The organism is Alteromonas sp. ABH2_165 (assembly GCF_056159945.1).
In genome coordinates this window covers 267,568-294,127 of the sequence record NZ_JBSWWF010000004.1, presented here as the reverse complement: position 1 = coordinate 294,127, position 26,560 = coordinate 267,568, and the positions used below count along the sequence as shown (strand labels likewise).

The 26,560-nt window shown below is 47.5% G+C and carries 29 protein-coding genes; 19 read left to right on the top strand and 10 right to left on the bottom strand.

Annotation, left to right across the window (positions count from 1 at the left end):
* The first annotated feature begins 29 nt into the window (after positions 1 to 29).
* Positions 30 to 944, top strand: a complete 915-nt coding sequence (locus ACXAFQ_RS10260) for a LysR family transcriptional regulator (protein WP_474821137.1) — start codon at positions 30 to 32, stop codon at positions 942 to 944.
* A 49-nt stretch (positions 945 to 993) separates the two neighbouring features.
* Here the strand turns inward: ACXAFQ_RS10260 and ACXAFQ_RS10255 are convergent, their stop codons facing one another.
* Entirely contained in the window at positions 994 to 1,869 is an 876-nt protein-coding gene (locus ACXAFQ_RS10255; protein ID WP_474821133.1) for a mechanosensitive ion channel family protein, read from the bottom strand.
* A gap of 490 nt (positions 1,870 to 2,359) precedes the next feature.
* Here ACXAFQ_RS10255 and ACXAFQ_RS10250 point away from each other — a divergent pair, with 490 nt between their 5' ends.
* The 6 genes from ACXAFQ_RS10250 (at position 2,360) to ruvX (ending at position 6,907) form a co-directional block, all read left to right on the top strand.
* Positions 2,360 to 2,524, top strand: coding sequence for a hypothetical protein (locus tag ACXAFQ_RS10250; RefSeq protein WP_170826576.1), 165 nt, complete (start codon positions 2,360 to 2,362; stop codon positions 2,522 to 2,524).
* A 91-nt stretch (positions 2,525 to 2,615) separates the two neighbouring features.
* The gene (locus ACXAFQ_RS10245) at positions 2,616 to 3,344 is read left to right on the top strand and encodes a 16S rRNA (uracil(1498)-N(3))-methyltransferase (RefSeq protein ID WP_474821126.1); all 729 of its coding nucleotides are present in this window, start codon (positions 2,616 to 2,618) and stop codon (positions 3,342 to 3,344) included.
* 75 nt (positions 3,345 to 3,419) lie between these two features.
* Complete coding sequence (locus ACXAFQ_RS10240; RefSeq protein ID WP_474821122.1) at positions 3,420 to 4,847, top strand: ATP-binding protein; 1,428 nt, start codon at positions 3,420 to 3,422, stop codon at positions 4,845 to 4,847.
* 114 nt (positions 4,848 to 4,961) lie between these two features.
* On the top strand, positions 4,962 to 5,912 hold the full coding sequence (gene gshB / locus ACXAFQ_RS10235; RefSeq protein WP_474821120.1) for a glutathione synthase: 951 nt from the start codon (positions 4,962 to 4,964) through the stop codon (positions 5,910 to 5,912).
* Between the two features lie 10 nt (positions 5,913 to 5,922).
* On the top strand, positions 5,923 to 6,489 hold the full coding sequence (locus tag ACXAFQ_RS10230) for a YqgE/AlgH family protein (RefSeq protein ID WP_474821117.1): 567 nt from the start codon (positions 5,923 to 5,925) through the stop codon (positions 6,487 to 6,489).
* Position 6,490: 1 nt separating this feature from the next.
* Positions 6,491 to 6,907, top strand: a complete 417-nt coding sequence (ruvX, locus tag ACXAFQ_RS10225; protein WP_474821113.1) for a Holliday junction resolvase RuvX — start codon at positions 6,491 to 6,493, stop codon at positions 6,905 to 6,907.
* On the opposite strand, the gene ACXAFQ_RS10220 is transcribed toward ruvX, so the two are convergent.
* From ACXAFQ_RS10220 to ACXAFQ_RS10210, 3 genes are read right to left on the bottom strand one after another with little or no spacing between them, the layout of a single operon-like run.
* Positions 6,908 to 7,234, bottom strand: coding sequence for a putative signal transducing protein (locus ACXAFQ_RS10220; RefSeq protein WP_070124941.1), 327 nt, complete (start codon positions 7,232 to 7,234; stop codon positions 6,908 to 6,910).
* Between the two features lie 19 nt (positions 7,235 to 7,253).
* Entirely contained in the window at positions 7,254 to 8,366 is a 1,113-nt protein-coding gene (locus ACXAFQ_RS10215; protein WP_474821109.1) for a PilT/PilU family type 4a pilus ATPase, read from the bottom strand.
* Positions 8,367 to 8,376: 10 nt separating this feature from the next.
* Positions 8,377 to 9,414: a type IV pilus twitching motility protein PilT gene (locus tag ACXAFQ_RS10210; RefSeq protein WP_070125090.1), complete on the bottom strand. Its 1,038-nt coding sequence runs from the start codon at positions 9,412 to 9,414 to the stop codon at positions 8,377 to 8,379.
* Positions 9,415 to 9,442: 28 nt separating this feature from the next.
* On the opposite strand from ACXAFQ_RS10210, the gene ACXAFQ_RS10205 reads away from it, so the two are divergent.
* The 5 genes from ACXAFQ_RS10205 to ACXAFQ_RS10185 all read left to right on the top strand — a co-directional run bounded on the left by ACXAFQ_RS10205 (position 9,443) and on the right by ACXAFQ_RS10185 (position 13,503).
* Entirely contained in the window at positions 9,443 to 10,129 is a 687-nt protein-coding gene (locus tag ACXAFQ_RS10205) for a YggS family pyridoxal phosphate-dependent enzyme (protein WP_474821104.1), read from the top strand.
* Positions 10,130 to 10,177: 48 nt separating this feature from the next.
* Positions 10,178 to 10,999: a pyrroline-5-carboxylate reductase gene (gene proC, locus ACXAFQ_RS10200; protein ID WP_474821101.1), complete on the top strand. Its 822-nt coding sequence runs from the start codon at positions 10,178 to 10,180 to the stop codon at positions 10,997 to 10,999.
* A gap of 21 nt (positions 11,000 to 11,020) precedes the next feature.
* On the top strand, positions 11,021 to 11,563 hold the full coding sequence (locus ACXAFQ_RS10195) for a YggT family protein (RefSeq protein WP_474821098.1): 543 nt from the start codon (positions 11,021 to 11,023) through the stop codon (positions 11,561 to 11,563).
* Positions 11,564 to 11,657: 94 nt separating this feature from the next.
* Positions 11,658 to 12,101 carry a DUF4426 domain-containing protein gene (locus ACXAFQ_RS10190; protein ID WP_474821095.1) on the top strand — a complete coding sequence of 148 codons (444 nt, stop codon included), beginning with the start codon at positions 11,658 to 11,660 and terminating at the stop codon, positions 12,099 to 12,101.
* Positions 12,102 to 12,168: 67 nt separating this feature from the next.
* Entirely contained in the window at positions 12,169 to 13,503 is a 1,335-nt protein-coding gene (locus tag ACXAFQ_RS10185) for a serine hydrolase domain-containing protein (RefSeq protein WP_474821092.1), read from the top strand.
* Between the two features lie 68 nt (positions 13,504 to 13,571).
* Here ACXAFQ_RS10185 and ACXAFQ_RS10180 read toward each other — a convergent pair whose 3' ends face one another.
* Positions 13,572 to 15,482 (bottom strand): CHRD domain-containing protein, encoded by a 1,911-nt coding sequence (locus ACXAFQ_RS10180; protein ID WP_474821089.1) that lies wholly within the window; start codon positions 15,480 to 15,482, stop codon positions 13,572 to 13,574.
* Between the two features lie 283 nt (positions 15,483 to 15,765).
* Between ACXAFQ_RS10180 and nei the strand changes: the two genes are divergently transcribed.
* Complete coding sequence (gene nei / locus ACXAFQ_RS10175; RefSeq protein WP_474821085.1) at positions 15,766 to 16,593, top strand: endonuclease VIII; 828 nt, start codon at positions 15,766 to 15,768, stop codon at positions 16,591 to 16,593.
* A 31-nt stretch (positions 16,594 to 16,624) separates the two neighbouring features.
* Here nei and ACXAFQ_RS10170 read toward each other — a convergent pair whose 3' ends face one another.
* Positions 16,625 to 17,257, bottom strand: a complete 633-nt coding sequence (locus tag ACXAFQ_RS10170) for a glutathione S-transferase family protein (RefSeq protein ID WP_474821082.1) — start codon at positions 17,255 to 17,257, stop codon at positions 16,625 to 16,627.
* 266 nt (positions 17,258 to 17,523) lie between these two features.
* Between ACXAFQ_RS10170 and ACXAFQ_RS10165 the strand changes: the two genes are divergently transcribed.
* From ACXAFQ_RS10165 to ACXAFQ_RS10155, 3 genes are read left to right on the top strand one after another with little or no spacing between them, the layout of a single operon-like run.
* Positions 17,524 to 18,252 (top strand): hypothetical protein, encoded by a 729-nt coding sequence (locus ACXAFQ_RS10165; protein ID WP_474821079.1) that lies wholly within the window; start codon positions 17,524 to 17,526, stop codon positions 18,250 to 18,252.
* 6 nt (positions 18,253 to 18,258) lie between these two features.
* Positions 18,259 to 18,762: an RNA polymerase sigma factor gene (locus ACXAFQ_RS10160; RefSeq protein ID WP_474821075.1), complete on the top strand. Its 504-nt coding sequence runs from the start codon at positions 18,259 to 18,261 to the stop codon at positions 18,760 to 18,762.
* Between the two features lie 3 nt (positions 18,763 to 18,765).
* A complete protein-coding gene (locus ACXAFQ_RS10155) occupies positions 18,766 to 19,320 on the top strand; it encodes a hypothetical protein (RefSeq protein WP_474821071.1) in 555 nt (184 codons plus the stop codon).
* Positions 19,321 to 19,385: 65 nt separating this feature from the next.
* Here the strand turns inward: ACXAFQ_RS10155 and yaaA are convergent, their stop codons facing one another.
* A complete protein-coding gene (gene yaaA, locus ACXAFQ_RS10150; RefSeq protein WP_474821069.1) occupies positions 19,386 to 20,162 on the bottom strand; it encodes a peroxide stress protein YaaA in 777 nt (258 codons plus the stop codon).
* 340 nt (positions 20,163 to 20,502) lie between these two features.
* Between yaaA and tal the strand changes: the two genes are divergently transcribed.
* The 3 genes from tal to ACXAFQ_RS10135 all read left to right on the top strand — a co-directional run bounded on the left by tal (position 20,503) and on the right by ACXAFQ_RS10135 (position 23,582).
* Positions 20,503 to 21,462, top strand: a complete 960-nt coding sequence (gene tal, locus ACXAFQ_RS10145) for a transaldolase (RefSeq protein WP_070124924.1) — start codon at positions 20,503 to 20,505, stop codon at positions 21,460 to 21,462.
* 61 nt (positions 21,463 to 21,523) lie between these two features.
* A complete protein-coding gene (gene pgi, locus ACXAFQ_RS10140; protein WP_474821065.1) occupies positions 21,524 to 23,173 on the top strand; it encodes a glucose-6-phosphate isomerase in 1,650 nt (549 codons plus the stop codon).
* A 232-nt stretch (positions 23,174 to 23,405) separates the two neighbouring features.
* Positions 23,406 to 23,582 carry a DUF3545 family protein gene (locus ACXAFQ_RS10135; RefSeq protein WP_083272968.1) on the top strand — a complete coding sequence of 59 codons (177 nt, stop codon included), beginning with the start codon at positions 23,406 to 23,408 and terminating at the stop codon, positions 23,580 to 23,582.
* 64 nt (positions 23,583 to 23,646) lie between these two features.
* On the opposite strand, the gene ung is transcribed toward ACXAFQ_RS10135, so the two are convergent.
* The 3 genes from ung to thrB are packed head-to-tail and all read right to left on the bottom strand — an operon-like array spanning position 23,647 to position 26,551.
* On the bottom strand, positions 23,647 to 24,303 hold the full coding sequence (ung, locus tag ACXAFQ_RS10130; RefSeq protein ID WP_474821058.1) for a uracil-DNA glycosylase: 657 nt from the start codon (positions 24,301 to 24,303) through the stop codon (positions 23,647 to 23,649).
* Positions 24,300 to 25,583: a threonine synthase gene (thrC, locus tag ACXAFQ_RS10125; protein WP_474821054.1), complete on the bottom strand. Its 1,284-nt coding sequence runs from the start codon at positions 25,581 to 25,583 to the stop codon at positions 24,300 to 24,302. The genes ung and thrC overlap by 4 nt, the downstream gene beginning before the upstream one ends.
* Positions 25,584 to 25,594: 11 nt before the next feature.
* Positions 25,595 to 26,551, bottom strand: a complete 957-nt coding sequence (gene thrB, locus ACXAFQ_RS10120) for a homoserine kinase (RefSeq protein WP_474821050.1) — start codon at positions 26,549 to 26,551, stop codon at positions 25,595 to 25,597.
* Positions 26,552 to 26,560: the final 9 nt, after the last annotated feature.

Below are 26,560 nucleotides of genomic sequence, written 5' to 3'. Positions count from 1 at the left end.
GAATATTTTAAAAGATCTAATTTTAAAAAATGAATATTGCAGGCAAAGATTTCAATTTACTTTATTTGTTTACGGTTTTATACGAAGAACGCAGCTTACAGCGCGCCGCCACTCGCATACGCTTGAGTCAGCCGGCAATGAGCCACAAACTCAATAAACTCCGAGCTGAGTTCGACGACCCGCTCTTCATTCGCACGGGCCGCGGATTCACCCCTACACCGAAAGCGCATCAAATGGCAAAGGATGTATGTTGCCTGGTGAAAAGTCTGGAGCAGTTTTATCTTCGCCACGAAGCAAAAGAGCTGCACACCCGCGTCGATCAAATTCATATTTATGCCACCGATTTTATCGAATGGCTGTTGTTACCCTCATTACTAGATCGTGTTCATGAGCACACGCCGAATGTGAAAATCATTTGTCATAACACGGTGGGGCAATTGCCGCAGGCTGCACTGGAACAGGGTGAATGTGATATTGCCATCGCGGGCTTTTTCAGAAAGGCACCAGAGCATTTTTATCGCCAGCCTCTTGCTCGATTTCCGTTTAAGGTGGTATGTGACAAAGAGGTGAATCCGCAAGCGGCGCCAATTACCGCAGAAAAGTATGCCGCTGCTCGTCATGTTGTTTCAACCATGACCGGCGATCTTCGCAGTCCTGTGGATGAGGCTTTAGAATCACATGGCTTAAATCGTCAGGTTGTTTCAGGTGCTTCAGGGTTTCTCAATCTACCTGATACTATCGTTGGCAGAACCTTGTGGCTTACCTGTCTCGCTCCCATTGCCGACTATGCCACCCAACGACATTCCCAATTGTTAGCGCAGAATTTACCGTTCGACGTGCCTCCCATTCAAATAGAACAATTGTGGCATCCACGCACGCAGGAAGATCCATTACGGAAATGGATTCGACAACAAATCAAAGAGATTTTTTCGCATTATGAATGAAAAAACCCGGCAAGTGCCGGGTTTTGATGTGTTACGAACAAACGCGCTATCAGGCTGACTGAGACGCTTTTTCCTGTTCGGCAACACGGTCTGCTTCTTTGTAGAAGTGAACATCCATTTGTGGATAAGGAATGGAAATACCTTCCTCATCGAAGCGTAATTTAACCGCTTCGGTAAATGCCAGGCGCACAGCCAGATTATCTGATGCCTTAACCCAAGGACGAACGGTAAAGTTAACCGAGTTGTCACCCAGTTCAGCAACACCAATCAGGCACGCAGGCTCTTTCAGAATGCGCTCTTCGCTGTCGACCAGTTCTTGCAGAATGCTTTTTGCTTTCAGAAGATCATCGTCGTAACCAATACCAAACATCATGTCACAACGACGAGTATCTTTCGCAGAGAAGTTAGTAATATTGTCGCTGTAGATTTTACCGTTAGGAATGGTAATTTCTTTGTTGTCCAGCGAGGTCATAACTGTGTGGAAAATACCGATCTTTTGTACGATACCTTCTGTTCCTGCTGTTGCAACATAGTTACCTTGCTTGAACGGTTTGAATACCAGCAGCATCACACCCGCGGCAAAGTTTTTCAGTGAATCCTGAAGTGACAAACCAATCGCTAAGCCCGCAGCACCAACAATCGCTACCAGCGATGTGGTATCTACACCTAACTGGTCAAGCGACGCTACAATAACGAACAGCATCAGTATGGCTGAGACAATAGACTCAACAAAGTTGATCAGCATGTCATCGTATTTGGATTTCGCCATCACACGACGGAAAATCGAAAGTAGCAGGCCAACGATGAGTCGACCGATAACGAATATGGCCACGGCCATGGCAATATTGATTGCCCACGGAATAGCATAAACGTTGATATAGCGTTCAATGTCATCAGCAGTGAACAAAGACAGGTTTTCTTCCATACAGGTTTCCTTTTTGTGTAGCGCAAGCTTTACGTTAGTGCGGGTTTACGATAGCAAGTTTGAACTAGATCACGCAATGTTTCTGGCCAGCTTTTAAGTACATACGTTGGTATGAATGGCCATTATGTACCACAAGCGCAAAAATTATAATATTTCTGTCATCCGCAATCGCTATATTCAGTGCTTCGCGAACTTAGCTGATGGCTTCGCAAAAAGCGTGTTTCTTAACCTTATGAATTTTGGACTAATTACAAAATCGTATAATTTCAGCGCATTTTAAAGCTGGTATTTACGTCCAATTCGTCTAACATTCGATTTCACCAACGCTTGCTGGGCAAGACTTGGTAACTGGAAATACAGCCAGAATGCCGGTGTAAAGTGACTTACACCGAAATTATTTTTCAACATCAGGAACCGATGTTGTGGTCGTGACGTATCTGGTATTTAGCTATCGCTATGTAAGGGTTTGCTAAACTAAGGGATTTTAACAATGTTATTTCTTTCTATTCTTTTTGTGCTCGTTCTTTTCATTCTGGGTTTTGCACTTAGCTCAGATAAGGGCAAAAACACCATTCATGCCCGACGTCAGGCGCAGGCTGCTGACATGAGCAAAATCTCTAAAGAAACCCGCACAGGCAGTGTTCAGGTAAACTAACCCACTGTAATTTGAGGTGGCGGCGTTGCGTCCGCCACTGCAAAATCGTTATCATAAGTCATTGTGTGAAATGCTGAAGTGATAACCTCAAATGCGAATCCCCCGCTTATACCATCCTGCCCCTATTCCTATTGATGAAGAATTTACGCTAGACGGAGATGCAGCCCATCACGTTGCCACGGTCTTGCGCCTGAAAGCCAACCACCCGGTGGTATTGTTTAATGGTGACGGCAATGAATATTCAGCGCAGATTATCGATGTAAGCAGAAAACAGGTGGTGGTAGAAGCCGACGCGTGTTTGACCATAGGAAAAGAATCCCCCCTTTCTATTCACTTAGGTCAGGGCGTATCGAAAGGCGATCGCATGGACACCGTTTTACAAAAATCAGTAGAACTGGGGGTGAGTGAAATCACGCCAATTCTCACTCAACGCTGTGCCGTCAAGCTGGATGAAAAGCGTTGGGAGAAAAAAATCCAACAATGGCAAAAAATTATTACCGGCGCCTGTGAACAGTGCGGTCGCAATACCGTTCCTAAGCTCAATGCCCCCGTAACACTGAATCAGTGGTTGGCTAGCCCAACGCAGGCCAGCCGCCTTATTCTCGCGCCCGGAGCAGAACAACCTTTGTCAAAAACGCCATATAGCACCCATGGATTCCGTCTTTTAATTGGTCCGGAAGGCGGATTATCTGAACAGGAAATTCATCAAGCCAATGAAAACGGCTATTCGTCGGTGAGTCTTGGCCCTCGCATTCTGCGAACAGAAACCGCTGCGCTAACATCAGTTTCCATTTTGCAGTCTTTGCACGGCGATTTGTAACCAAGGAAAACTTGAGTTGTTGGCTTAATCAGGTTAAAAAAGACCTACAAATAAGAAAAATAATAAATACGTATTATGTATTTGGTACAACCGGCTCATCAATACGCTGCTGCTTCAGGTCGATTAAACCTGGAGCAGGTTTACAGTACTTGTCTTGAAAAAATTCTTGAAGGGGAACCTTTAGCCAAGGTGCTCACTCTTTACCTGCACTTTTTAGAGCAGCATACCCCGGGACACCGGTTTGCCATACTTCAGCATATTCACCACAGTGCAACGCTACAACTCCTCACCGCGCCCTCACTTCCAGAAGGTTTTTTAAAAACCGTTCGCCGGGTTCTCGTTGGTGACAAACATACTGCCTGTGGACAAGCCGCATCCACGCTAGCGCCCTATTTCATCGAAAATCTTGCTGCTTATCCGCACTGGCAGGATTTTTCTGAAGACATCGACGCTGCCGATATTACCTGCTATTGGTCGTTCCCGCTGATAGATGATAACCGCTGTATTGGTACGTTGTTGATCACCGGCAGCGATAAACATTCGCCCGATCGTCCCACAGTAGCGCACTATCAAGCCGTGGCCGCCAATATCGTGAAAGTGTTTTCTTATTGCGAACAGCAACAGGGCAGAACCAGCGTAAACTGGACATTGCAAAAACAAGTGTCGCAAACGGAACAAGCCCTTCACAGTCTGCGTTCAGAGCACGACAAGCTGTTAGTTCGCCATCATCAAGCCGTAACGCAATTAGTGCATCAGCCATTGCCAAAAAGCTTTCACAGCATGGCCTGTGGGCTGATTGATGAAATCAACGCACAGCTGAATGTTGTGCATACCACACTCACATTTCAAAATGTGCTTACCGAACAAAATCGGCGCAATGTGAGTCTGAAGCAACTATCAAAAGAAGGGCTGAATCAGTTTCATAATTCAATGATTCGCTCGGGCTCTTCTGGCTTGGGCATGCTTGGTCAGGCCCGGGAACGAATTAGAGAGCTGGCTGACTATATTGAACTGATGACGGTGAATCCGGTTCAGGACTTTCCCGTATCGGCAACGGTGGGAGCAATTGCTGGCATTATTGCCGATTCTGTTCCCCACTTCGCGCTTACCCCCTGTTTAAATATTGAAGCCGATTTTAGCTTTTCACTGCCAACAGGTTGCTTCACTCAGGTATTCAGCGAGCTACTCCTCAATGTTTATCAACATGCATATCCTAATGAGAACCATGGCAGAATGTGGGTTTCCGCAAGTACCCATAACGTGAATGGCACCAACACCATGCAACTGGTTATCGAAGATGAGGGACGGGGTATTCCACGAACTGTGCTGCAGAAACTGGCCGGCGCTAAATCCGTATCCCACAATGTCGATACTGATGCAGGTGGTCTTGATCGCTGCCAACGTCAGGTTAAATCCGGTCTCAATGGCACCATGCATGTACAGCATCGCCGTGGGGGCGGTTCCCGGGTCATCCTCATGCTTCCTTTTCAGAAGCGAGGCTAATTGCAACAACGCATTTCATGGCTTCAGCACAATATAACCCGCTAAAGGTGTTGATTTTCGTAATATCAGCGCCATAGTAGGGTTATATCTTCCCGTTAGTTAAGAGTAGCAAACATGACCTATTCCGTCGGTTTCGTGATGGACCCTATTTCCTCGGTAAAACCTCATAAAGACACCAGCTTCGCAATGATGCTGGAAGCCCAGAAACGTGGCGCCACCATTTATTACATGGAACAGTCCGATATGTATCTGGACAACGGCAAGGCCATGGCTTCTGTTCGCAAGGTTACCGTGCGGGATCAAGCTACTGACTTCTACGATTTATCGCCACGGGAAACCATCACGTTGTCGGCCATTAACGTGCTGATGATGCGCAAAGATCCGCCCTTCGACAGCGAGTTTTTATATGCAACCCAAATGCTGTCGCTGGCAGAAGCAGAGGGCTCGCTGGTTGTTAACAACCCGCAGGCGTTGCGCGATTATAACGAAAAACTCTTTACCTCCTGGTTCCCGGATTTAATTCCAGCCACCCGCGTTACCCGCAATGCGCAATTGGTGCGCGATTTTCACGCCCAACATGAAGATATTATCTGTAAACCGCTGGATGGCATGGGCGGCGCATCGATTTTCCGGGTAAAACCCGACGGCAATAATCTGGGCGTCATTATCGAAACGCTCACGAAAAACGGCGCTCAGCAAATGATGGTACAAGAATACTTGCCAGCCATTAAAGAAGGCGACAAGCGGGTATTAATAGTGGATGGTGAAGTGATGCCATATTGCCTGGCTCGCTTACCAACCAAAGGCGAAACTCGTGGTAATCTGGCGGCAGGTGGCACCGGACGTCCTCAAGCCATTAGCGAATCTGATCGGGCACTGGCAGAAGCGATTGCGCCAGTTCTTAAGAAAAACCGTATATTATTTGTCGGCCTTGATGTAATTGGCGATCGTATTACCGAAATAAACATCACCAGCCCCACCTGTGTGCGGGAAATTGAAGCCCACTTCGATTTCAGTATTATGGGTAAACTGTTTGATGCCATCGAGAGTAAACTGGCAGTCTGAGGAGCGTTGAATGACTGAATTGAAATCCCTGCAAAATCACTTTTTAATCGCAATGCCGTCATTGGATGATCCGTATTTTTCGCGATCCATCACATATATCTGCGAACACAACAGTGAAGGCGCAATGGGTATTGTTATCAATCAGCCTTCTAACATGAACCTGAAAGAACTGCTCGAACAGACAGACAAAGACGGCACCTTCAACGACAGCATTGCTGAACAAATCATTCTGGCCGGTGGACCGGTGTCCCAGGAGCGAGGCTTTGTATTACACAGTGATGAAGGAGATTGGGGCTCTAGCCTGAAAATGGCGCCGGGTGTGGTGGTAACCACATCGAAAGACATTCTCTCAGCCATTGGTCATCAGCAAGGCCCAGAACATGCCCTTATTGCGCTTGGCTATGCGGGTTGGGAAGCCGGTCAGCTTGAGCAGGAAATGCAGGAAAATGCCTGGCTAATGGTAGAAGCCGACACCGATATTCTGTTCAATACCCCCATGCATCAAAGATGGCAATCGGCGGTGAAAAAGCTGGGTGTGGATGTTTGGCAACTTACCCCGCAGGTGGGCCACGCCTAAGATGAGCCGTTCCGTTTTAAGTTTTGATTTTGGTACCAAGAGTATCGGCGTTGCGGTGGGTCAGGAAATCACTGGCACCGCCTCTCCCCTTGCTGCATTAAAAGCCCGAGATGGCGTTCCCGACTGGGCGCTGGTGCAGAAGATCTATGACGAATGGCAACCTAGCCTAGTGATAGTTGGCCTGCCGCTAAATATGGATGGCACCGAGCAACCCGTCACCCAGCTAGCAAAGCGCTTTGCCAATCGTCTTGAAGGCCGTTTCAATGTGAAAGTAGAAACCTGGGATGAGCGCCTGTCTACAGCCGATGCCAAAGCCATGTTATTCGAGCTCGGTGGCTTTAAAAAGCTGACTAAAGACAAAGTCGACAGTGTGTCTGCCTGTGTGATTTTTACCAGTTGGGCGGAGAATCAGTATTAGCTAACTGTCACCCAATGCCAGCTCATCGTGTACGGTCTGGCATTTCCAACATAAAGAAAACTGACCATCATTGGTTTCCCCACAGGCAGTGCACTGCCAGGTTCCAGAAAAATCAGCAGGACTCAGCGCTTCGACAATTTGTTTAGCTTTGGGCAACCACTGCTCATCGAGCAGCCATAATTCCATTTGCGTTTCCTGCCAGGGGAGCTCACCCACAGCGCCGCCCGCGTACTCATTCTTTACCAAATAAGGGATATTGGCGGCGTCCAACTCAGAGCGAACCTGCTGCACCAAAAACCGGTCGTCATCACTGAAAAGTTTCTGCATCGCCCCTCTTATTTTTCACTTAGTCCATATCGATTGAGACACCTGACAGCGAGCCCAGTTCAGAACCTTCGCTGCTGTCGAGTTTGATCATCAGGCGTAAATCATTGGGTGAGTCAGCGTGATGAATCGCTTGTTCATAACTAATACGATCTTCTTTATACAGATCATACAATGCCATATCAAAGGTACGCATGCCCATTTCGCGGCCTTTTTTCATCGCTTCTTTCACTTCACCGATGCGGTTTTTCTGAATGAGATCAGAAACCAGCGGTGAATTAAGCAAGATTTCGATGGCCGCTACCCGACCCTTTTCATCTTTCTTCGGCACCAGTTGTTGCGCCACAATCGCACGCAGGTTCAAGCTTAAATCAAACAACAGTTTGTTATGCATTTCCTTCGGCGCTAAGTGCATAATACGCTCGATGGCCTGGTTGGCGTTGTTGGCGTGAAGCGTTGCCACACACAAATGGCCGGTATCGGCAAACGACATGGCGTATTCCATGGTCTCCATGGAGCGAATTTCACCCAGCAAAATTACATCAGGCGCTTGTCGCAACGAACTTTTCAGCGCGTCATCAAAGCTCAGGGTATCAATGCCTACTTCACGCTGAGTGACCACACAAGAACCGTGTTTATGAATAAACTCAATGGGATCTTCAATGGTAAGAATATGCCCCTTGGTATTGTGATTTCGATGGTGAATGAGTGCAGCCAATGAGGTAGATTTACCGGTACCGGTTGCCCCTACCATCAACACCAGACCACGTTTACTCATGATGATGTCTTTTAGAATTGGCGGTAAACCCAGTTCGTCGGCGGTGGGAATTTCCGTCACAATTCGGCGGGCAACCATACCAATGGAGTCCCGTTGCCAGAACGCACTGCAACGAAAGCGTCCAATCTCTTTAATACCCACCGCAAAATTACTTTCTTTGTTTTCGCTCAGTTCTTTTATATAGCGTTCTTCCATTACGCTGTGTACCAGTTCCTTGGCTTGAAACTGTGTAAGCGGCCCGCTGCTTAAGTGCGTTAGCTGGCCGTCAATTTTTGCACTCACCGGAAAACCTACAGAAATAAAGATGTCCGATGCGCCGCGCTCGGTGGCAAGTTTAAAATAATCCGTTAATGTCACCCTGTTCTCCTTACATCATTTTGTTTTTATCAACGGACTTCGCAGCCGCGTCTTGATGTGAGATCACGCCGAGGGCAACCAGCTTCTGCAGCGCCTGATCCATGGTTTGCATACCATGTGCCTGGCCGGTCTGAATCACCGAATACATCTGTGGTACTTTATCTTCACGAATAAGGTTTCGAATGGCCGGAATCCCCACCATTATTTCGTGCGCCGCCACACGGCCGCCGCCCACTTTCTTCAGTAGGGTTTGAGAAATAACGGCGCGCAGTGATTCTGACAACATTGAACGAATCATGGCTTTTTCTTCTGCCGGGAATACATCGATAATACGGTCAATGGTTTTCGGGGCGGAGTTGGTGTGAAGCGTACCGAACACCAAGTGTCCAGTTTCCGCGGCGGTCATTGCCAGACGAATGGTTTCTAAATCACGAAGCTCGCCCACCAGTACCACATCCGGATCTTCACGTAGCGCTGAACGCAGTGCATTCGAGAAGCTATGTGTATCGCGATGCACTTCCCGCTGGTTCAATACGCTCATTTTATTTTCATGCACGAATTCGATAGGGTCTTCGATGGTAAGAATGTGGTCGCGTTTTGTGTTATTGATATGATCGATCATCGCAGCCAGCGTAGTACTTTTACCCGAACCGGTAGCGCCGGTTACCAGCACCAAACCCGTTGGCTGATCAATTAGATCACGGAAAATAGGTGGCGCGGCAATGTCATCCAGCGACAATACTTTACTGGGGATGGTACGTAAAACCGCAGCAGCGCCTCGGTTCTGCATAAAGGCATTAACACGGAATCGAGACAAATCTTTTACTTCAAAAGAAAAATCCACTTCCAGGTTTTCTTCATACTCTTTGCGCTGCTTGTCGTTCATGATTTCATAAATCAGCGCGTGAACCTGTTTGTGGTCAAGCTCAGGGATGTTCAGCTTACGCATTTCACCGTCAACACGGATAATAGGCGGCAACCCAGCCGATAAGTGCAAGTCAGAAGCTTTATTTTTAACACTGAAAGCTAAAAGTTCGGTAATATCCACAACCATGTCTCCAAACGCCGATTGATTAATGCAAACAATAGCAGAACGACTGAAATCCGCACGCTCGCGAATCGAACTAGCCACTGCAAGTGCGCATCGTCCTCCAAAATCCGTTGAATTACTAGCGGTAACCAAGACCAAACCGGTATCCGATATTGTCCAAGCGTATGAAGAAGGACAACGTTTGTTTGGCGAGAATTATGTGCAGGAAGGTGTTGAAAAGGTTCAGCAACTCAGTGAATACACCGATATTGAATGGCACATGATTGGCCCGTTACAATCGAATAAGACCAAAGTGGTTGCCGAACACTTCGACTGGGTACAAACCATCGACCGCGAGAAAATCGCCCGCCGGTTAAACGACCAGCGCCCTTCATCGATGAAACCACTTAATGTGTTAATTCAGTTAAATATTGATGATGAAGACAGTAAATCAGGTATTCAGCCAGCTGAATTACCTGCGCTGATTGACACCATCCAAACTATGCCTAATCTGAAATTACGTGGATTAATGGCCATTCCAAAAGCCGCACCCGATGAACAGCAGCAGAACGCAACGTTAAGCGCGCTGGCGGATTTATTCCATCAATACCAGCAAAATCTGAGCGAATTTGATACCCTGTCCGTAGGAATGAGCGGGGATATGGACGCCGCCATCGCCCACGGTTCTACCATGGTAAGAATTGGCAGCGCGATTTTTGGCGCCAGGAGCTAACCCTCCTGCCCCGCTATCTTGTAATTTGAAATGACAAAAAGGGTATTCATGCAACAAAAGAAATTGGCTTTTATTGGCGCAGGTAATATGACACGCAGCATCATCAGCGGGCTTATCCAGTCTGGTTATGACAAGGCAAATATCATCGCCAGTAATCCCTCTACGCCAAAACTCGATAAACTGAGTGAAGAATTCGGCATTCAGGTTACCCAGTCAAACGATGAGGCCTGCCAGTTTGCTGATGCCATTGTGCTGGCAGTGAAACCACAAATGATGGGTGACATGCTTGGCGCGCTGCAGGAAAACAACGACTTCGCTGGAAAGCTGTTTTTATCTATTGCCGCTGGCCTGCCGGTATCCCGTTTACAAGAAATGCTAGGCGGCGAGTATCCGGTGGTACGCGTAATGCCAAACACGCCAAGTTTGATTGGTAAAGGCATGACTGGTTTATACGCCGACGACACCGTGAGCAGTGCCGACCGCGACTATGCCGATGATGTGATGAAAGCTGTCGGTGAAACCGTATGGGTTGAACAAGAAGACGGCATTAATGGCGTTATCGCCGCCGCAGGCAGCAGCCCGGCTTATTTCTTCCTGTTTTTACAGGCCATGCAAGAAGAAGCCATCAACATGGGCTTCGACGATAAAACCGCCCGTGAAATGGTGCAGCAGGCCATGCTTGGTGCCGCTGAAATGGTTTGTCACAATCCAGATATTGAATTAAGCGAGCTTCGGGCCCAAGTTACGTCTAAGGGCGGCACCACAGCAGCGGCCGTAAACACCCTTCTCGACGAAGGCCTTAAAGAAACCGTAAGCAAAGCGATGCGCGCAGCGGTTTCACGGGCTGAAGAAATGGCTAAACAACTTTAAGTTTCACAGGAAAAACAGTTAATGAGCAACGCATCGGCCTTTCTTATTTCCACCCTTTTCGATTTGTATTTGATGGTGGTGATATTACGATTGTGGTTACAGCTGGTAAGAGCGGATTTTTATAATCCTGCCAGCCAGTTTATTGTTAAAGCGACCCACCCAATTGTGGGGCCAATGCGCCGGGTCATTCCGTCCATCGGCAATTTTGATACGGCGACGTTTGTATTAGCGCTGCTCGTAGCTGCGCTGAAGTTTGTGGTGTTAATCGCCATGTTCGGTGGTAATTACGATCCACTTTCTATTGTTATTCTGTCTGTGGTCACGGTAATCAATGAAACGTTCAGACTGATGTTCTGGGTACTGATCATTCGCGCTATTCTTAGCTGGGTATCTCAAGGTCAGAACCCCATTGAATACGTGATGTATCAGCTCACGGAGCCGTTCCTGGCCCCCATCAGAAAAATTATTCCGCCTATTGGTGGCTTGGATTTATCGGTGCTGGTTGCCATCCTGTTGCTGCAGTTTATTCAGATATTCCTCAGCAGTACCTTTGGAATTCATTAGTGATATGATTGAAAGGCAGCAGTACGCTGCCTTTTTTATTGCCAGGTCGTTTTTTAGCGCTAAGCTTTTTTAAAGGGTTATCAATAAGGACATCATGATGAATCAACGCCATATTGCTTATCTTCTTCCACTTGTTACTGCTTTCTTCCTGTTGTTAAGTGGTCAGGCAGCAGCCGAACAGAAAAAGCAGTTAGGCGATTGGGATGTCCATTACATCGTGGTAAACACCACCTTTTTCACCCCAGAGGTCGCACGTAGCTACGGCATTGTGCGCAGCAAATATAACGCGCTGGTAAATATTTCTGTACTCGACAAAGCCACGCAAGAAGCCCAGGTTGTCTCTGTTAGCGGTACCGCAACCAATTTACTTGGCACGAAAAAATCGCTCACATTTAAACGAGTGCAGGAAGAGGATGCGATTTATTATTTAGCCCCCCTGTCGTTTAACGACAGGGAAACCTTTCGGTTTAATATTGAAGTGCAACGGGGCAACGACACACAAACGCTGAAATTTCAGCAGGAAATGTTTGTGGAGTAGCAACTAATCTTACAATGCCGCAGGGTTCACGTTCGGCCTTTTACGTTTGGCAACGCAGGGAGCAATCATGAACAAACGTCTTATCTTTAGTGTTTTTCTGTTTATTTTCAGCTTTTCCTCATGGGGTTTTGACGGCAAAAAGCTCGACCAATTGCTTGAAACGCTCGCCGCTAACGACAAGCTGATGGTAAGTGTGGCGGTAACCGAACACGGCCAACCGATTTATCAAAAGGCAGTGGGGTTTGCCGATATTGAAGCGGATAAAAAGGCAGATATCCACACCCGCTACCGCATTGGCTCAATTACCAAGACCTTCACCGCCACGCTGATTTTTCAGCTTATAGAAGAAGGCAATCTCTCTCTCGACACGCCACTTGCAAACTTCTACCCGCAAATTAAAAACGCTGAAGACATCACCATTGCCATGATGCTGAGTCATCGTAGCGGCATTCATAATTACACAGATTTACCAAACTTCTTCGCCACCGCTCATGTGCCGAAGAGCAAGCAGGAAATGCTGAAACTTCTCGCATCGCTAGACAGTGATTTTACACCCGGCAGCAAAGCCAGCTATTCCAACTCAGCTTATATGCTGCTTGGTTTTATTATTGAAGACATCAGTGGGAATACCTACGCGGCGCGACTTCAGTCTCATATTCTGGACAAACTATCGCTGACTGAATCGTCTTTTGGTGATGTTGATAATGACGACCACAGGGCCCGCTCCCACATGTTCCAGCAGAGCACCTGGCAACGTGTCCCTGAAGCTGACCACTCAGTGGTTCTTGGCGCCGGCGCCATTATTTCTACTCCCACGGATGTCGCGAAGTTTCTCTCTGGTTTGTTCGCAGGTAAACTTATTTCCAGCGCATCGCTTTCAAAAATGAAAACCATTAAAGATGGATATGGTTCTGGCCTGGCCCGGTACCCGTTTAATGATAAAACCCTATATGGTCACGATGGCGCTATTGACGGATTCAGATCGTTTACTGCAACTCAGGAAGACGACGATGTTGCTGTTGCCGTTTTCACAAACGGCATTAATTATCCATTGAATGATATCAACATCGCTGTGTTTAGCAGTTACTATGGAAACGATTTCGATATTCCCGATTTTTCTCAGCAAGCGATTACCTTAACCACGTCCTCATTAAAACGTTTTGAAGGCGTATTCGCCTCTGATGCTTTACCGCTGAAAATCACTTTTTTCGTTAAAGATGCTCAACTGTATGCCCAGGCGACTGGCCAAGGCCCTCTTCCCCTGACGCCCTTTTCTCCTCACGAATTTCGTTTTGAGCCAGCACGTATCACAATCGTTTTCGATAGCAACGGATCTGGCATTGATGTGGACCGCTTCACGCTCCACCAGGGTGGCGGTAAATTTCCGTTTGTTCGTGAATAGTCATATGGGCCGGAATGAAAAAAGGCCTGCATAATCGCAGGCCTCGGTAAGTTGTTTATCAGATCTAATTATTCAATCTGACCGCGCAGCTCGCCGTCAGGATTGGCTGGCGTATGCACGTTCACATAGTGGCCACCTGAAATCAGCACGTTGTAAATATCCATATCGATCATGGTATTTACTGGAGTCATCCACATACCCATATCATCCATTGACTGTTCCAGACCCACTAGCACATCGCCATTTTCTCCCGCAGCACCGGTATGAATGTGTGCCATAGTGGCATCGTCCACGCCTTCGGTATGGGCCACGAGGCTCAGGTCATAGGTCATGCTGTTCACCAGCGCATAGCCATTGCCCGTTGCCGTGGTCGTTACCGCAGGAACTTGTTGGTCACCGGTTAATGGGAAGGTTACCAGGGTGTATTCCGGTGTCAGGATTTGGCCGCGGATTTCGCCGCCCATGTTTGCTGGCGTATGCACGTTCACGTAGTGTCCTCCTGAAGCCAATACCGCCAGGATATCCGCATCAATCATGGTTTCAGCAGGCGTCATCCACATGCCAATATCATCGGCAGACTGCTCTAGCGCGACAAGTACGTCGCCATTCATGCCAATGTTACCTGTGTGAATATGTGCACCTGTTGCGTCATCCACGCCTTCTGTATCGACAACCAGCTCCAGCGCGTAGGTTGATGTATTCACAAGTGCATAGCCGTGACCCATTGCCATGGTGTCGACCACAGGCACTTCTTGCTCGCCATCTAACATAAAGGTCGCGAGAACATAATCATCAGTCAGGATCTGCCCGCGAAGCTCACCACCCGCATTATCGTTGGTGTGAACATTCACATAATGACCGCCGGATGCCAGCACGTTGAAAGTCTCTTCGTCGATCATCGCATTTTCTGGCGTCATCCAGGTACCGGCATCACTACCCGATTGCTCAAGCGCGACCAGCACGTCACCATTCATACCCACTCGACCGGTGTGAATGTGTGCCATGGTGGCATCGTCTACACCTTCGGTAACGACTTTAAGTTCTAAGCCGTAATCATTGGTGTTAACCAGCGCATAACCACTGCCGAAGGCGTCTGTCATTACAGCTGGAACTTCCTGCGCGCCAGATAAGGCAAATGTCGCTAAAGCATAATTTTCAGTCAGTATTTGCCCGCGAATTTCACCACTTGGGAAGTCAGGAGAATGCACGTTGACATAATGCCCGCCGGATACCAGCACCGCGAGGATGTCTTCGTCAATCATGGTGCCTTCGGGCGTCATCCACATTGTCATGTCATCCATTGACTGTTCAAGGGCAACTAAGACATCACCAGTGGTACCAATGCGTCCCGTATGAATGTGCGCAGCGCTGGCGTCATCTAAATCTTCGGTATAAACGACCAGGTCAAGGTCGTAGGTGGTGGTTGAAACCAAGGCATAACCGTAGCCATCAGCCATGGTAGATACCGCTGGTACCTCCTGCTTTCCACTCATTTTGAAAGTAACGATAGCCATATCATCTGATACGATTTGGCCGCGAACTTCTCCGTTTTCAAAGGTTTCTGTATGAACATTGATGTACCAGTCGCCGTCTGCCAGATCTTCGATCAGCTCGCTGGTAACGTCGGTTTCAGCAAGGGTGTAAGCGTCGTCGCCATCCATTTCAAAACCAAAAGCCACATCGCCATTCATCCCAATATCGCCATCGTGAATGTGCACAGCCGTCACACCATCCACACCACTGATATCCACAGAAGCACGAATTTGCATGAGGTTTTCATCGACCTCTACGGTCGCTGTCGCCATTTGCATGGAGCCCGTCATTGGTACCGACTGCATGCCGTTTAAATCAATATTATATGTGGTGGTAGCCGTGAAGGTTGGCTCTACAGGTGTTTCAATAGGATCGTCATCATTGTCGCTGCCGCATGCTGATAGCATCACTGCGCTGCCCATGATCGCTAGCTTGTATAATTTCATGAATCTCTCCGTCTGGCAAAACAAAATTAACAATCTTTTAACGCAATCTGGACCATAAAGTTTATTTATTCACTTAAATAACCTTAAAATTTTCATTAACAATTATTAATGCCTAAACAAGTTTATGATTTCCGTCGCTTTATCCGATTTGTTTAAAATGATAGAGGTAATTACCCATTGATTATTTCTTCAATCGTGTTTTTAAGAGTACTAAACAGCTTTATTCAACCTGTTTCAGGTGCTTTATCGTAATAGAGATAAGTCAAACACATGAGAGGTAGTCATGCCTGAAGGGCCGGAAATTCGCCAAAGCCGGGATGCTTTGGCAAAAGTGCTAAAGGGGAAGAAGCTGAGCAAAATTATTATTGGCCTGGAATCACTAAAAGCCAGTCAGCCAATGATTGCAGGGCAAACAGTATTGGACGTGGACTGTAAAGGCAAAGCCATGCTTATCCATCTTAGCAATGGCAAAACAATTTATTCTCACAATCAACTTTATGGGAAATGGGTTGTTGTCGAAGGCGAAGAGCTACCAGAGTCGAACCGTTCTCTGCGCTTAGGGTTATTTACTAACAAACAAAGCGCCTTGCTTTATAGCGCTTCTGATATCGAGTTATGGGATACCGTTAGTCTGAGTGAACATCCGTTCCTCAGCAAAATCGGTCCGGATATTCTGTCTTCAGACACCAGCGCTAACGTTGTTTTGCATCGACTGCAATTAAATCAGTTTCGACGGAGATCCTTTGCAGCACTTTATCTCGACCAACATTTTATAGCTGGGCTCGGTAATTATCTGCGTAGCGAAATTCTGTTCTATGCGGGTTGCGATGCTACCGCCCGACCCATGGATTACGACGACTGCAGGCTGAAAAAGCTGGCTGAGCAAACCGTTGATGTGGCTTTGCGCTCCTATAAAACCTTTGGCTATACTGTACCGGATAAAGCATACCGCCGCGCAATAAAAGAAAAAGCGGATTACGACAGTACGCGTTTTATGGTGTTTGATCGTGAGGGAGAGCCCTGTCGCGTTTGCGGGACGTTAATTCGCAAAAAGACGCTTTCTGGCAGACGGCTTTATGAGTGTCCGAAATGTCAGCCTGCAGCGGAGTAATCACGCAGGCTGATAGTTCATAGCGATTTTCTTACTCTGTCGGCAAATAGCTGGTCTCATTTTTCCAGGCAGCTTCATATGATGGTCTGCCCAGCACCCGTTCAGCATAAGCTTTCACGTTATCGTAAGTGAAGTCGAGCTTGTTGCCCTTGGCCCAAGAGAGAATATGACCCGCGACAATATCAACACCGGTAAACATATGACCGGTCAGGTAGTCCTGATCGCCTAACAACTCGGCAAAGGTTTTCAGTGCCACTGTGAATTCAAATTTTGACACGTCCTGCATTTTCTCGATGCGGTATTGTTCCGGTAAAGCAAAATCGTGCTTCACCATGGTCCACAGAGGCTGCTCGAGTTCGGTAACCAGAAACATCATCGCCTGTTCATAGAGCATGCGCGGGGTACTGCCCAGTGTCGGCATAAATTCTTGGTAACCGTGCTTGTCCATCAACCAGGTAACGGTAGCGGCTGACTCACTCATTGGCCCGTTTTCTGTTAGCAGAGTTGGAATTTTCCCGGCAGGGTTTAACGCCAGAAAATCCACACTTTTGTGCTCGCCTTTTCTGAGATTAATCAGTTTGTATTCGTAGGGTAAACCCAACTCTTCCAGTGCCCAAGCCACACGCACTGAGCGAGTGCGCGGAAATCCATAAAGTGTATACATTGCCATTTCTCCTGATGGGTCTGTTGATCTGCCTCTTATTGAGGCAGCATTAACTCTACTTAGCATAAGCCATTACAGGTTATCACCGCAATTCACCACTCTGGGTAGCAAGTTTGATTTTCAAAAAATAGCTCTGCAGGAAAAAAATTAAAAAAATTTGTCAGGATTACTGAATCGTCATCGTCTATGGGGATATCGAAAACATAAAGCTTGTTGGAGGGCAGTGTGTATCTAACAAGGAATGTAACTTTAATGAGGGATTACCCATGACAACTTCCGTAATGCAACAGCAATCCACAACCACTTCCAGCAATACAGACAAGGCCGCGTTTACTTATGCTACCGGTTGGCAATGGTTAAAAGAGGGCTTTGCGCTGCTACGTAAATCACCAGTAAAAATTATCCTCTTCGCGATGTTACCCATGCTGCTTAGCGGGTTCATCCAGTTGCTACCGGCTCCATACAGTATCATCACGTCGAAATGGTTTGGAGCAGCGGCAGTAGCCCTACTTTGGCCACTTCTACATCATATCAATCTCACGGGGCAGTTTTCTTTTAAATCGGCGTTCTCTTCCGGCAACTGGTTATCTGTAGCGTTATTTGGCTTAACGGGTATTGCTATGGCAGCCATGCAATTTGGCGTAGCCATGTTAGTGATTGGGCCTGATGCTGTAGACCTCTTACTGCACATGAAACAAACCGAGGTTGCACGTTGGCAGCTCGGACTCGTATTTGCTTCCGCAATGCCTCTGATGCTACTGTTATCTTTTGCACCAGCAAGAATACTATTGGAAAATCAGCGTGTTATGAAAGCTATTTCAGAAAGCATTCACTTTTTAACCAAGGCATGGAAACCACTTCTGATCATCGGTATTGGCTATGCGCTTATCTTATTTGCCGCGCCGTACATTATCCTCTCTGTCATCATTTTCGGCCCATTGATGAGTTGTGCTCTATACGCTGGCTACACGCACCTCACAGCACCTAGTAAGTAACAAACCTTGAAAGCGCCCCATATCACACGCCTGCTGAGAGACTTCGCGCCATTAATTGCGCGGGTCGCGGCAACTTACGAGAAAGACACGGCATTACAAGAAGATCTTATTCAAGATATTTCTCTGTTGGTATGGCGGGCGCTGGATAGCACCGAAAGTAACGAAAATCAGTTTCGGGAAGAATCCACTCTGAAAACCTACATCGCAAGAATTGCTCACAACCGGGCCGTCGACCATGTCATCAAGGAACAGCGCAGGTATGCAACGAGTGAGGAATATGATGAATCGTCTGACACTTTTTCTACGCCAGCCAATAGCCATGAACAGGTTTTGGATCTCATGAGCGGACTTCACAAACTGAAAATCAATTATCGTCAGGTCATTGCACTACAACTTGAAGGCTTCTCATACCCAGAAATTGCCACGACACTAGGGCTCAGCGAAGATGCCGTAGCACAGCGCGCCAGCAGAGCTAAGCAGCAACTAGCAAAGCTGATGAACAGGAACTGATAAATGGACCCACAAATTGAACAATGGCAGCAGGCATTTAAAGCGAACACGCCAAAGGTTGATACCGAGGCGTTGATTCAAAGAACCCGCCGTGCCAGACAAAAAATGAAGTGGAAAGCGTTTGCCGATGTTGCCGGCGCTGTGGCAGTGACACTATTCGTTCTGTATACCCTGATATTTGACGTACAAAGTACCGGCCAATTTACTTTAATTGCCTGTTTACTGCCGGTTCCGCTAGCTTTTACAGTATGGTCGTTCCGCCTGCGCCACAAACAATGGACGATGCAAACGTCAGATGTTTACAGCATGCTGAACTTTGAAAAAAACGCGCTGCATAAGCAAGTTCATTACTGGAAAGTCAGCTTTATTGCCTGTGCTGTGATTTGGCTGGGATTATTGCTTCTGGCAATCATCAATATCACGCTTTATGCCACCTGGACATTGTGGCTTACCCAACTGCTCGCGAATGCAGTAGTGGTGCTTGGTGCAGGATGGCGTTATCGCTATTTGAAAAAGGCGCTTCCGGACAAATTGGAACGTATAGAAGAGGTTAGCTAATCGACGAATGGCAGATATGATATCAGGAACGAAGTTACAGCTAACCTGAAGCGTATTGATGAAGCCTATTCGGCTTCATCGCGCAGAAAAACTAAATCCGTATCGCTGCTTTGTTCTTCTGAAAAGTAGTACCCTGCCATATTAAACGCCTTCAAACCTGCGACATCCTCAACCTGATTTTCAATGATGTAGCGCGCCATGAGACCACGGGCTTTCTTGGCGAAGAAACTGATAATCTTATACTGGCCGTTCTTTAAATCTTTGAAATGCGGCGTGACAATCATGCCGTCTAAGGATTTTGCCTTCACCGACTTAAAATACTCATTGGATGCTAAATTTACCAGCACGTTGTCACCTTGTGCTTCAAGGGCTTTATTCAATGCAGTGGTAATGTCTGCCCCCCAGTATTCATAAAGGTTTTTACCTTTGGGATTTTCCAGCTTTGTGCCCATTTCCAACCGGTATGGCTGCATTAAATCCAGCGGTTTTAGCAAGCCGTAAAGCCCAGACAAAATACGCAGATGAGCTTGCGCATATTCCACGTCTTTATCTTTTAAAGAGTAAGCATCTAGCCCGGTGTATACATCGCCGTTGAACGCATAAAGCGCTTGTCGCGCATTGTCCTTGGTGAACGGAGTACTGAAAGAATCGAAGCGGTTTGCATTCAGCGTCGCCAGTTTGTCACTGATTTTCATAAGTGAAGATAAATCAGCCGGTGTTAATTTCTTACAGGTTTCAGCTAATTTTTCTGCCGAAGACAACATCTCTGGCTGCGTATAGATTTCCACCGGAACCGGCGATTCGAAGTCGAGATTTTTCGCCGGTGATACCACTACTAACATTCTATTTCCTCTTTAATTCAATTCGTCCGCACCGCTGTATTGTCACCGGTTAGGCATGTCATAAAGGTTACCACAAAATACGGCCCCATCGGTGAACCGGTTTACTGCATTAACGTGATTACCATTCTTCGTTTTAGCCGTACATTTTCACCCATTACGGTGTTATTTATAGCGCCAGTCTGTTATAAATTTACTAAATTCGATCTGGTTTAATCTTCCGGACATACAAACTCTACATTTGGGTTGATTTAGTTATTCACAACCCCAGAATTCTACCAGCGGGTTTGCACAACGCAGCCGGCTGTTCGTTTTATTTAAAACATCTATTCAGAGAGCAATGATGAGCAATCAATTAGACGCGCTGCGCGAAATTACCACGGTTGTTGCCGATACAGGCGACATTGAAGCGATCAAAAAATACGAGCCGGTAGACGCTACCACCAACCCTTCACTGCTGCTTAAAGCGGCGGGTATTCCAGAGTACGCTGGTTATATCGACGATGCGGTAGCCTGGGCGAAACTGCAATCTCAAGATCCTGCGCAACAATTAACTGATGCGTCTGACAAACTGGCCGTCACCATTGGTAAAGAAATTTCAGGTGTTATTCCAGGTCGCATTTCTACAGAAGTTGATGCACGTTTGTCTTTCGACACCGACGCCACCATCGCCAAGGCTGAGCGCCTGGTTGAGCTGTACAACGATGAAGGCATCGACAAATCTAAAATCCTGATTAAAATCGCCTCTACCTGGGAAGGTATCAAGGCCGCTGAAATTCTTGAGCAGAAAGGTATTCAGTGTAACCTGACACTGCTGTTCAGCTTTGCCCAAGCCCGTGCTTGTGCCGAGGCAGGTGTGTACCTGATTTCCCCGTTTGTAGGCCGTATTCTCGACTGGTACAAAGCCAACACAGACAAGAAAGAATACACCGCAGACGAAGATCCTGGTGTAGTTTCCGTAACCCGCATTTACAACTACTACAAAGAGCATGGTTACAGCACCGTGGTGATGGGTGCGAGTTTCCGTAACATCGGTGAAATTCAGGCGCTGGCCGGCTGCGACCGTTTAACTATCAGCCCGAATCTGCTGGAAGAACTGAAAAACAACACTGACGAACTGCCAGTGAAACTGAAAGATAATGGCGCAACCGCTACACCAGGCGCGAAACTTGACGAAGTTGGTTTCCGTTGGGACATGAACGAAGACGCCATGGCAACCCAGAAACTGGCTGAAGGTATCCGTAATTTTGCGGCAGACCAGGAAAAACTGGAGACCATGCTGAAAGAAAAGCTTGGTCAGTAATTGCCTTGGAGGCCTGTTAATCGAGTAACAGGCCTTTTTACTATTCGGAATTGGAAATACGATGACAGATTTTACTCAACAGCCAGCCTGGGAGAAGCTTTCTGGACTGGCTAAAAGCATCAGCGACACGCACATGCGTGACTGGTTTAATAGCGACCCATCACGGGCAGATAAAATGCAGGTTGAAGCCTGCGGCCTGTTTGTTGACTACTCAAAGAACCGCGTGACGGATGAAGTGCTAAGCGAACTATTCACTCTGGCAAAGGCCCAGGGCGTAGAAGCCCACCGTGAGGCAATGTTTAGCGGTGAAGCCATTAACAGTACCGAAGGCCGTGCCGTGTTGCATACCGCTTTACGTAACTTTAGTGGCAAGCCAGTCGTGGTTGATGGCGAAGATGTGATGCCTGAAGTTCTGGCAACATTGGATAAAATTGAAGCCTTCACAGCCTGTATTCATTCGGGCGAGCATAAGGGTTATACCGGGAAAGCCATTAAGCAAATCGTTGCCATTGGCATAGGCGGCTCATTCCTTGGCCCCAAAATCATGACCGAGGCACTCAAGCCGTATACGTGTGACGCGGTGAAAGTGCACTTTGTTGCCAACGTTGATGGCTGTCACATTCACGATGTGCTTGCCAGTGTCGATCACGAAGAAACCCTCGTCGTGATGTCTTCTAAGTCATTCTCGACGCAGGAAACCTTGCAAAATACGTTAACTGCCAAAGCCTGGTTCTTAGGTGAAGGTGGTAAGCAAGAAGATATCGCGAAACATTTCGTTGCGGTGTCCTCTAATGTTAAAGCCGCGACAGAATTTGGTATTGCCGAAGAAAATATCTTCCCAATGTGGGATTGGGTAGGTGGTCGTTATTCACTTTGGTCTGCTATTGGTTTGCCTATCTCACTGGCACTGGGTTTTGAAAACTTCAAAGGCCTGCTGGAAGGTGCACACGAAATGGACAAACATTTCTGCACTGCACCATTCGAGAGCAACTTACCGGTTATCCTGGCGGTGCTTGGCGTGTGGTATCGCAATTTCTTCGATGCACAATCTCATGTAATGCTGCCCTACTATCATTACCTGCGCGGCTTGCCTGCATATGTGCAGCAGCTCGATATGGAAAGTAATGGTAAGCAGGTCACACTAGAAGGTAACGTTGTTGACTGGCAAACCGGTCCGATTATCTGGGGTAGCGAAGGCACCAATGGCCAGCACAGCTTCCACCAGCTCATCCACCAGGGCACCTCTGTGATCCCCGCAGACTTTATGCTGCCGCTGAATGTACCGAATCAGAACGACACGCATCATGCTATGTTGGCGTCTAACTGCTTCGGTCAAACTCAGGCACTGATGCAGGGTAAAACCTTTGATGAGTGTTTCGCCGATTTAGAAGGCAAAGGGCTTTCAGAAGAAGCGCGCAGCGCACTGGCACAACACAAAACCATGCCGGGCAACAAACCGAGCAACACTATTTTGTTTGAAAAGCTCGATCCGCAAACACTTGGCGCACTCGTTGCAATGTATGAGCATAAGGTATTTGTCCAGGGCGTTATCTGGCAGGTGAACTCCTTTGACCAATGGGGCGTTGAGCTTGGCAAAGTACTCGGTAATCAGGTACTTGCTGGCATCCAGGGTGAAGTAGAAAGCGATACGTTTGATGCATCAACCCAGCAACTTATTAGTCGATTCAGAAACGCCAATGCACCAACTTAAGGAAAGTTAAGCTGGGTTAAACCAGACATGGTGCATCTGACAAACGGCCGGTTTTTACTGGCCGTTTTCATTGGGCAAATCCACACGATGTCATACAACCGTCACAATTTGTTAATAAAAAGTAAACTTTTTCATTTTATTATCGTGTCGACTGTGATACAAAAGTAGTCAGAAGGATGAAAAAACATTCAATTCTGGCACTGATGTTAGTGGTGTATAAAAGGAGATCCCAGTGGATAAGTCAGATCTGTTTGCAATGTTAAATATTGAAGAAACTCCGGCTAAAACTAAAAGCAAGAAACGAAAGTGGAGAGAAATCGAAGCTCTGCAGGACCGATTCAAACTGGAAAAGGAACTGGCAGAAATCGATTACGGGTTTGAGTACGAACTGGAAACCATGGAAAGATAAAACGAAAACGGCCACCTGGAAACAGGTGGCCGTTTTGCTTTATTAGACCAGGGTAGAGGTTTAGTTAAACCTGCCATGTTATGGGTGTTTTCTGGTGTTGCTTTAGCCACGTGTTTGCCTGGCTAAAATGCTGACACCCGAAAAAGCCACGACGAGCGGAAAGTGGTGACGGATGCGGTGATGTCAGTACCAGATGGCGCTGACTGTCGATATTCGCCCCTTTTTTCTGCGCGTGGCTGCCCCACAATAAAAACACCACGCCGTCGGTGTGACGATTTACTGTGTCTATAACGGCATCAGTAAATGTCTCCCAACCGAATTTGGCGTGACTGTTTGCACGCGCCTCTTCCACGGTAAGCACCGTGTTAAGAAGCAACACACCCTGCTCTGCCCAGCTTGTCAGATTACCATGCTGCGGGATGCTGAATCCGTCGATATCAGTCGCCAGCTCTTTGTAGATATTCCGCAACGAAGGCGGAATTTTAACGCCGTCTCGTACCGAGAAACTCAGACCATGTGCCTGACCGGCACCGTGGTAAGGATCTTGCCCCAAGATCACCACTTTCACGTCATCCAGCGGTGTCATGGCAAAGGCATTGAATACATCTTGCTCGGGTGGATAAACCGTTTTCTCCTGCCGGGCCTTATCCACCTTCGCTATCAGTTCGACAAAGTAAGGCTTAGCCTTTTCGGGGCTAAGCACTTCGTGCCATGAACTCATTTTAAAATAGAGAACATGTGCGCTTTCAGCGCCTCGTAGTCAGCAGGTAGTGGCACCGCCTGACTTTCTTTGCTTGAGCAGTCTACCAGTGCCTGAGGCAGGCTTAACGGTGAACCCAGAACGTTTTCCACGGTCTCGCGAAATTTAGCCGGGTGCGCGGTTCCCAGGAACACGCCATATTCACTGTCACTCAGATCGTGGCTTACAGCACGATAAGCGATAGCGGCATGTGGTTCGCTGGTGTAACCCTGCTGCGCCAACTGACGCATGGCAATTTGCGTGTATTCTTCATCAACACATTCGCCGCGCAGGCAGTCTTTATCCAGGTATCCGCGCTCAATAAGCGCTTCAATACGTGGCCAGTTGTTTGGCTGGCTTACGTCCATGGCGTTAGACATGGTTGCGACGGTAGGATTTGGCGCCCACTCACCGGTTTTCAGGTAACGGGGAACCGTATCATTGAGGTTTGTTGCAGCCACAAAACGCTTAATTGGCAGACCCATAGACTTGGCAATCATACCCGCTGTCAGGTTACCAAAGTTGCCGCTAGGTACGGAGAATACCAGCTCTTCACGCTGCTCAGGCGTTAATTGGCTTACGGCTTCAAAGTAGTAGCAAACCTGTGCCAGCAGACGGCTGATATTGATTGAGTTGGCAGAGTTAAGATGCAGACCTTCGCGTACATCCGGATCGTCAAACGCGTTTTTAACCATCGCCTGACAGGCATCGAAATCACTCTCGATAGCAACCGTATGAATGTTATCACCCAACGTAGTAAACAGTTTTTCCTGCAACTGACTGATTTTACCTTTCGGGAACAGGATGACCACGTTGATGTTAGGAATACCGTGGAAAGCATGGGCAACCGCTGCACCCGTGTCACCCGAGGTTGCAGTAAGGATAGTAATTGGCTCGCCATTACTGATACGAGACAACACTTGTGCCATGAAACGGCCACCAAAATCTTTAAACGCCAGTGTCGGGCCGTGGAACAATTCCAGCGTTGCCACTTTGTCGTTTACACTGACAACCGGGGCCGGAAACGTGAAAGCCGCTTCAACGATTTCCTGCAGCGTGCCCTCGCCCAGCTCATCGCCGATAAGGGCAGTGAGCACTTCAACGCTGCGCTCTACAAACGGTTTTTCCAGCAGTGCGTCAATGTTTTCCAGTTTAGGAATGCTGGTAGGAAAATACAGGCCCTGATTCTGACCCAGACCACGTTTTACAGCTTCAGAAAATGATGCTGTATCAGATGCTACTTTTAAATTTACTAATTCCACTTGGGATACCTTTATTCTTTCACTTGCTGTTCTACCGCGCCTTTTTCAGGAATGCGGCAAACGTGGCTGAAGCCATCTTCGTTTTGTACATAATTAGCCTGAAGCCACTCGCGAATTGCCTCAGCTTTATCTGCGTCGTCACACACGGCAAACACGGTAGGACCAGAGCCAGAAATACCAAATGCCAGGCCGCCATTTTCCATGCTGAACGCACGGGCATCATCAAACCCCGGCAGTAACGATTTACGATAGGGTTCTGCAATAACATCCTGCATTACGCTGGCAGCTAAATCGGTATCGCCAGCATGCAAGGCATGCACAAACACACCCAACTGACGACCAAAGGTTAACGTATCAGCCATGGCCACTTCTTTTGGCAGAATATTACGGGCTGCCGACGTAGACACACTAATTCCAGAGTAACATACCACCCAATACCAGCTTTTCACGGTTGGCAACTGTACGGTAACTTTCGCATCATTGCCGGTCATCAGCGTTAAGCCGCCTAAATAGCATGGCGCCACATTGTCATAGTGGATACTGCCGCTGATCTGCCCTTCCAGTTCGCCCATCATCAACAGAAGCGCGTTTTCATCAAACGGGTAGTCGAAATGTGCGTTCAATGCATGGAAAGCAGCAACAATGGAACTGGCACTGGAGCCGAGTCCACTGCCGATAGGAAGGTTTTTATGTAGCGTCATCGCCACATGATGGGTTTCTTTGCCCGCTTTCACCATTTCTTCAAAGAAATGTGCGTAGCAAAGTGTCACGATATTATTGTCAGCACCTGGCGGTAATTTGTGGGCAAAAGCGCCGGTACAAGTCAGCGTGAATTCGGCAGCATCGCTGACTTCCACCACATCGCCAAGTTCTGTGCCGTCCACAGGTGCCAGCGCGGCACCCAGAACGTCAAAACCCAGACTAACATTGCCAATTGAGGCAGGCGCGTAAGCGCGGGTTGTTTTCATACTACTATC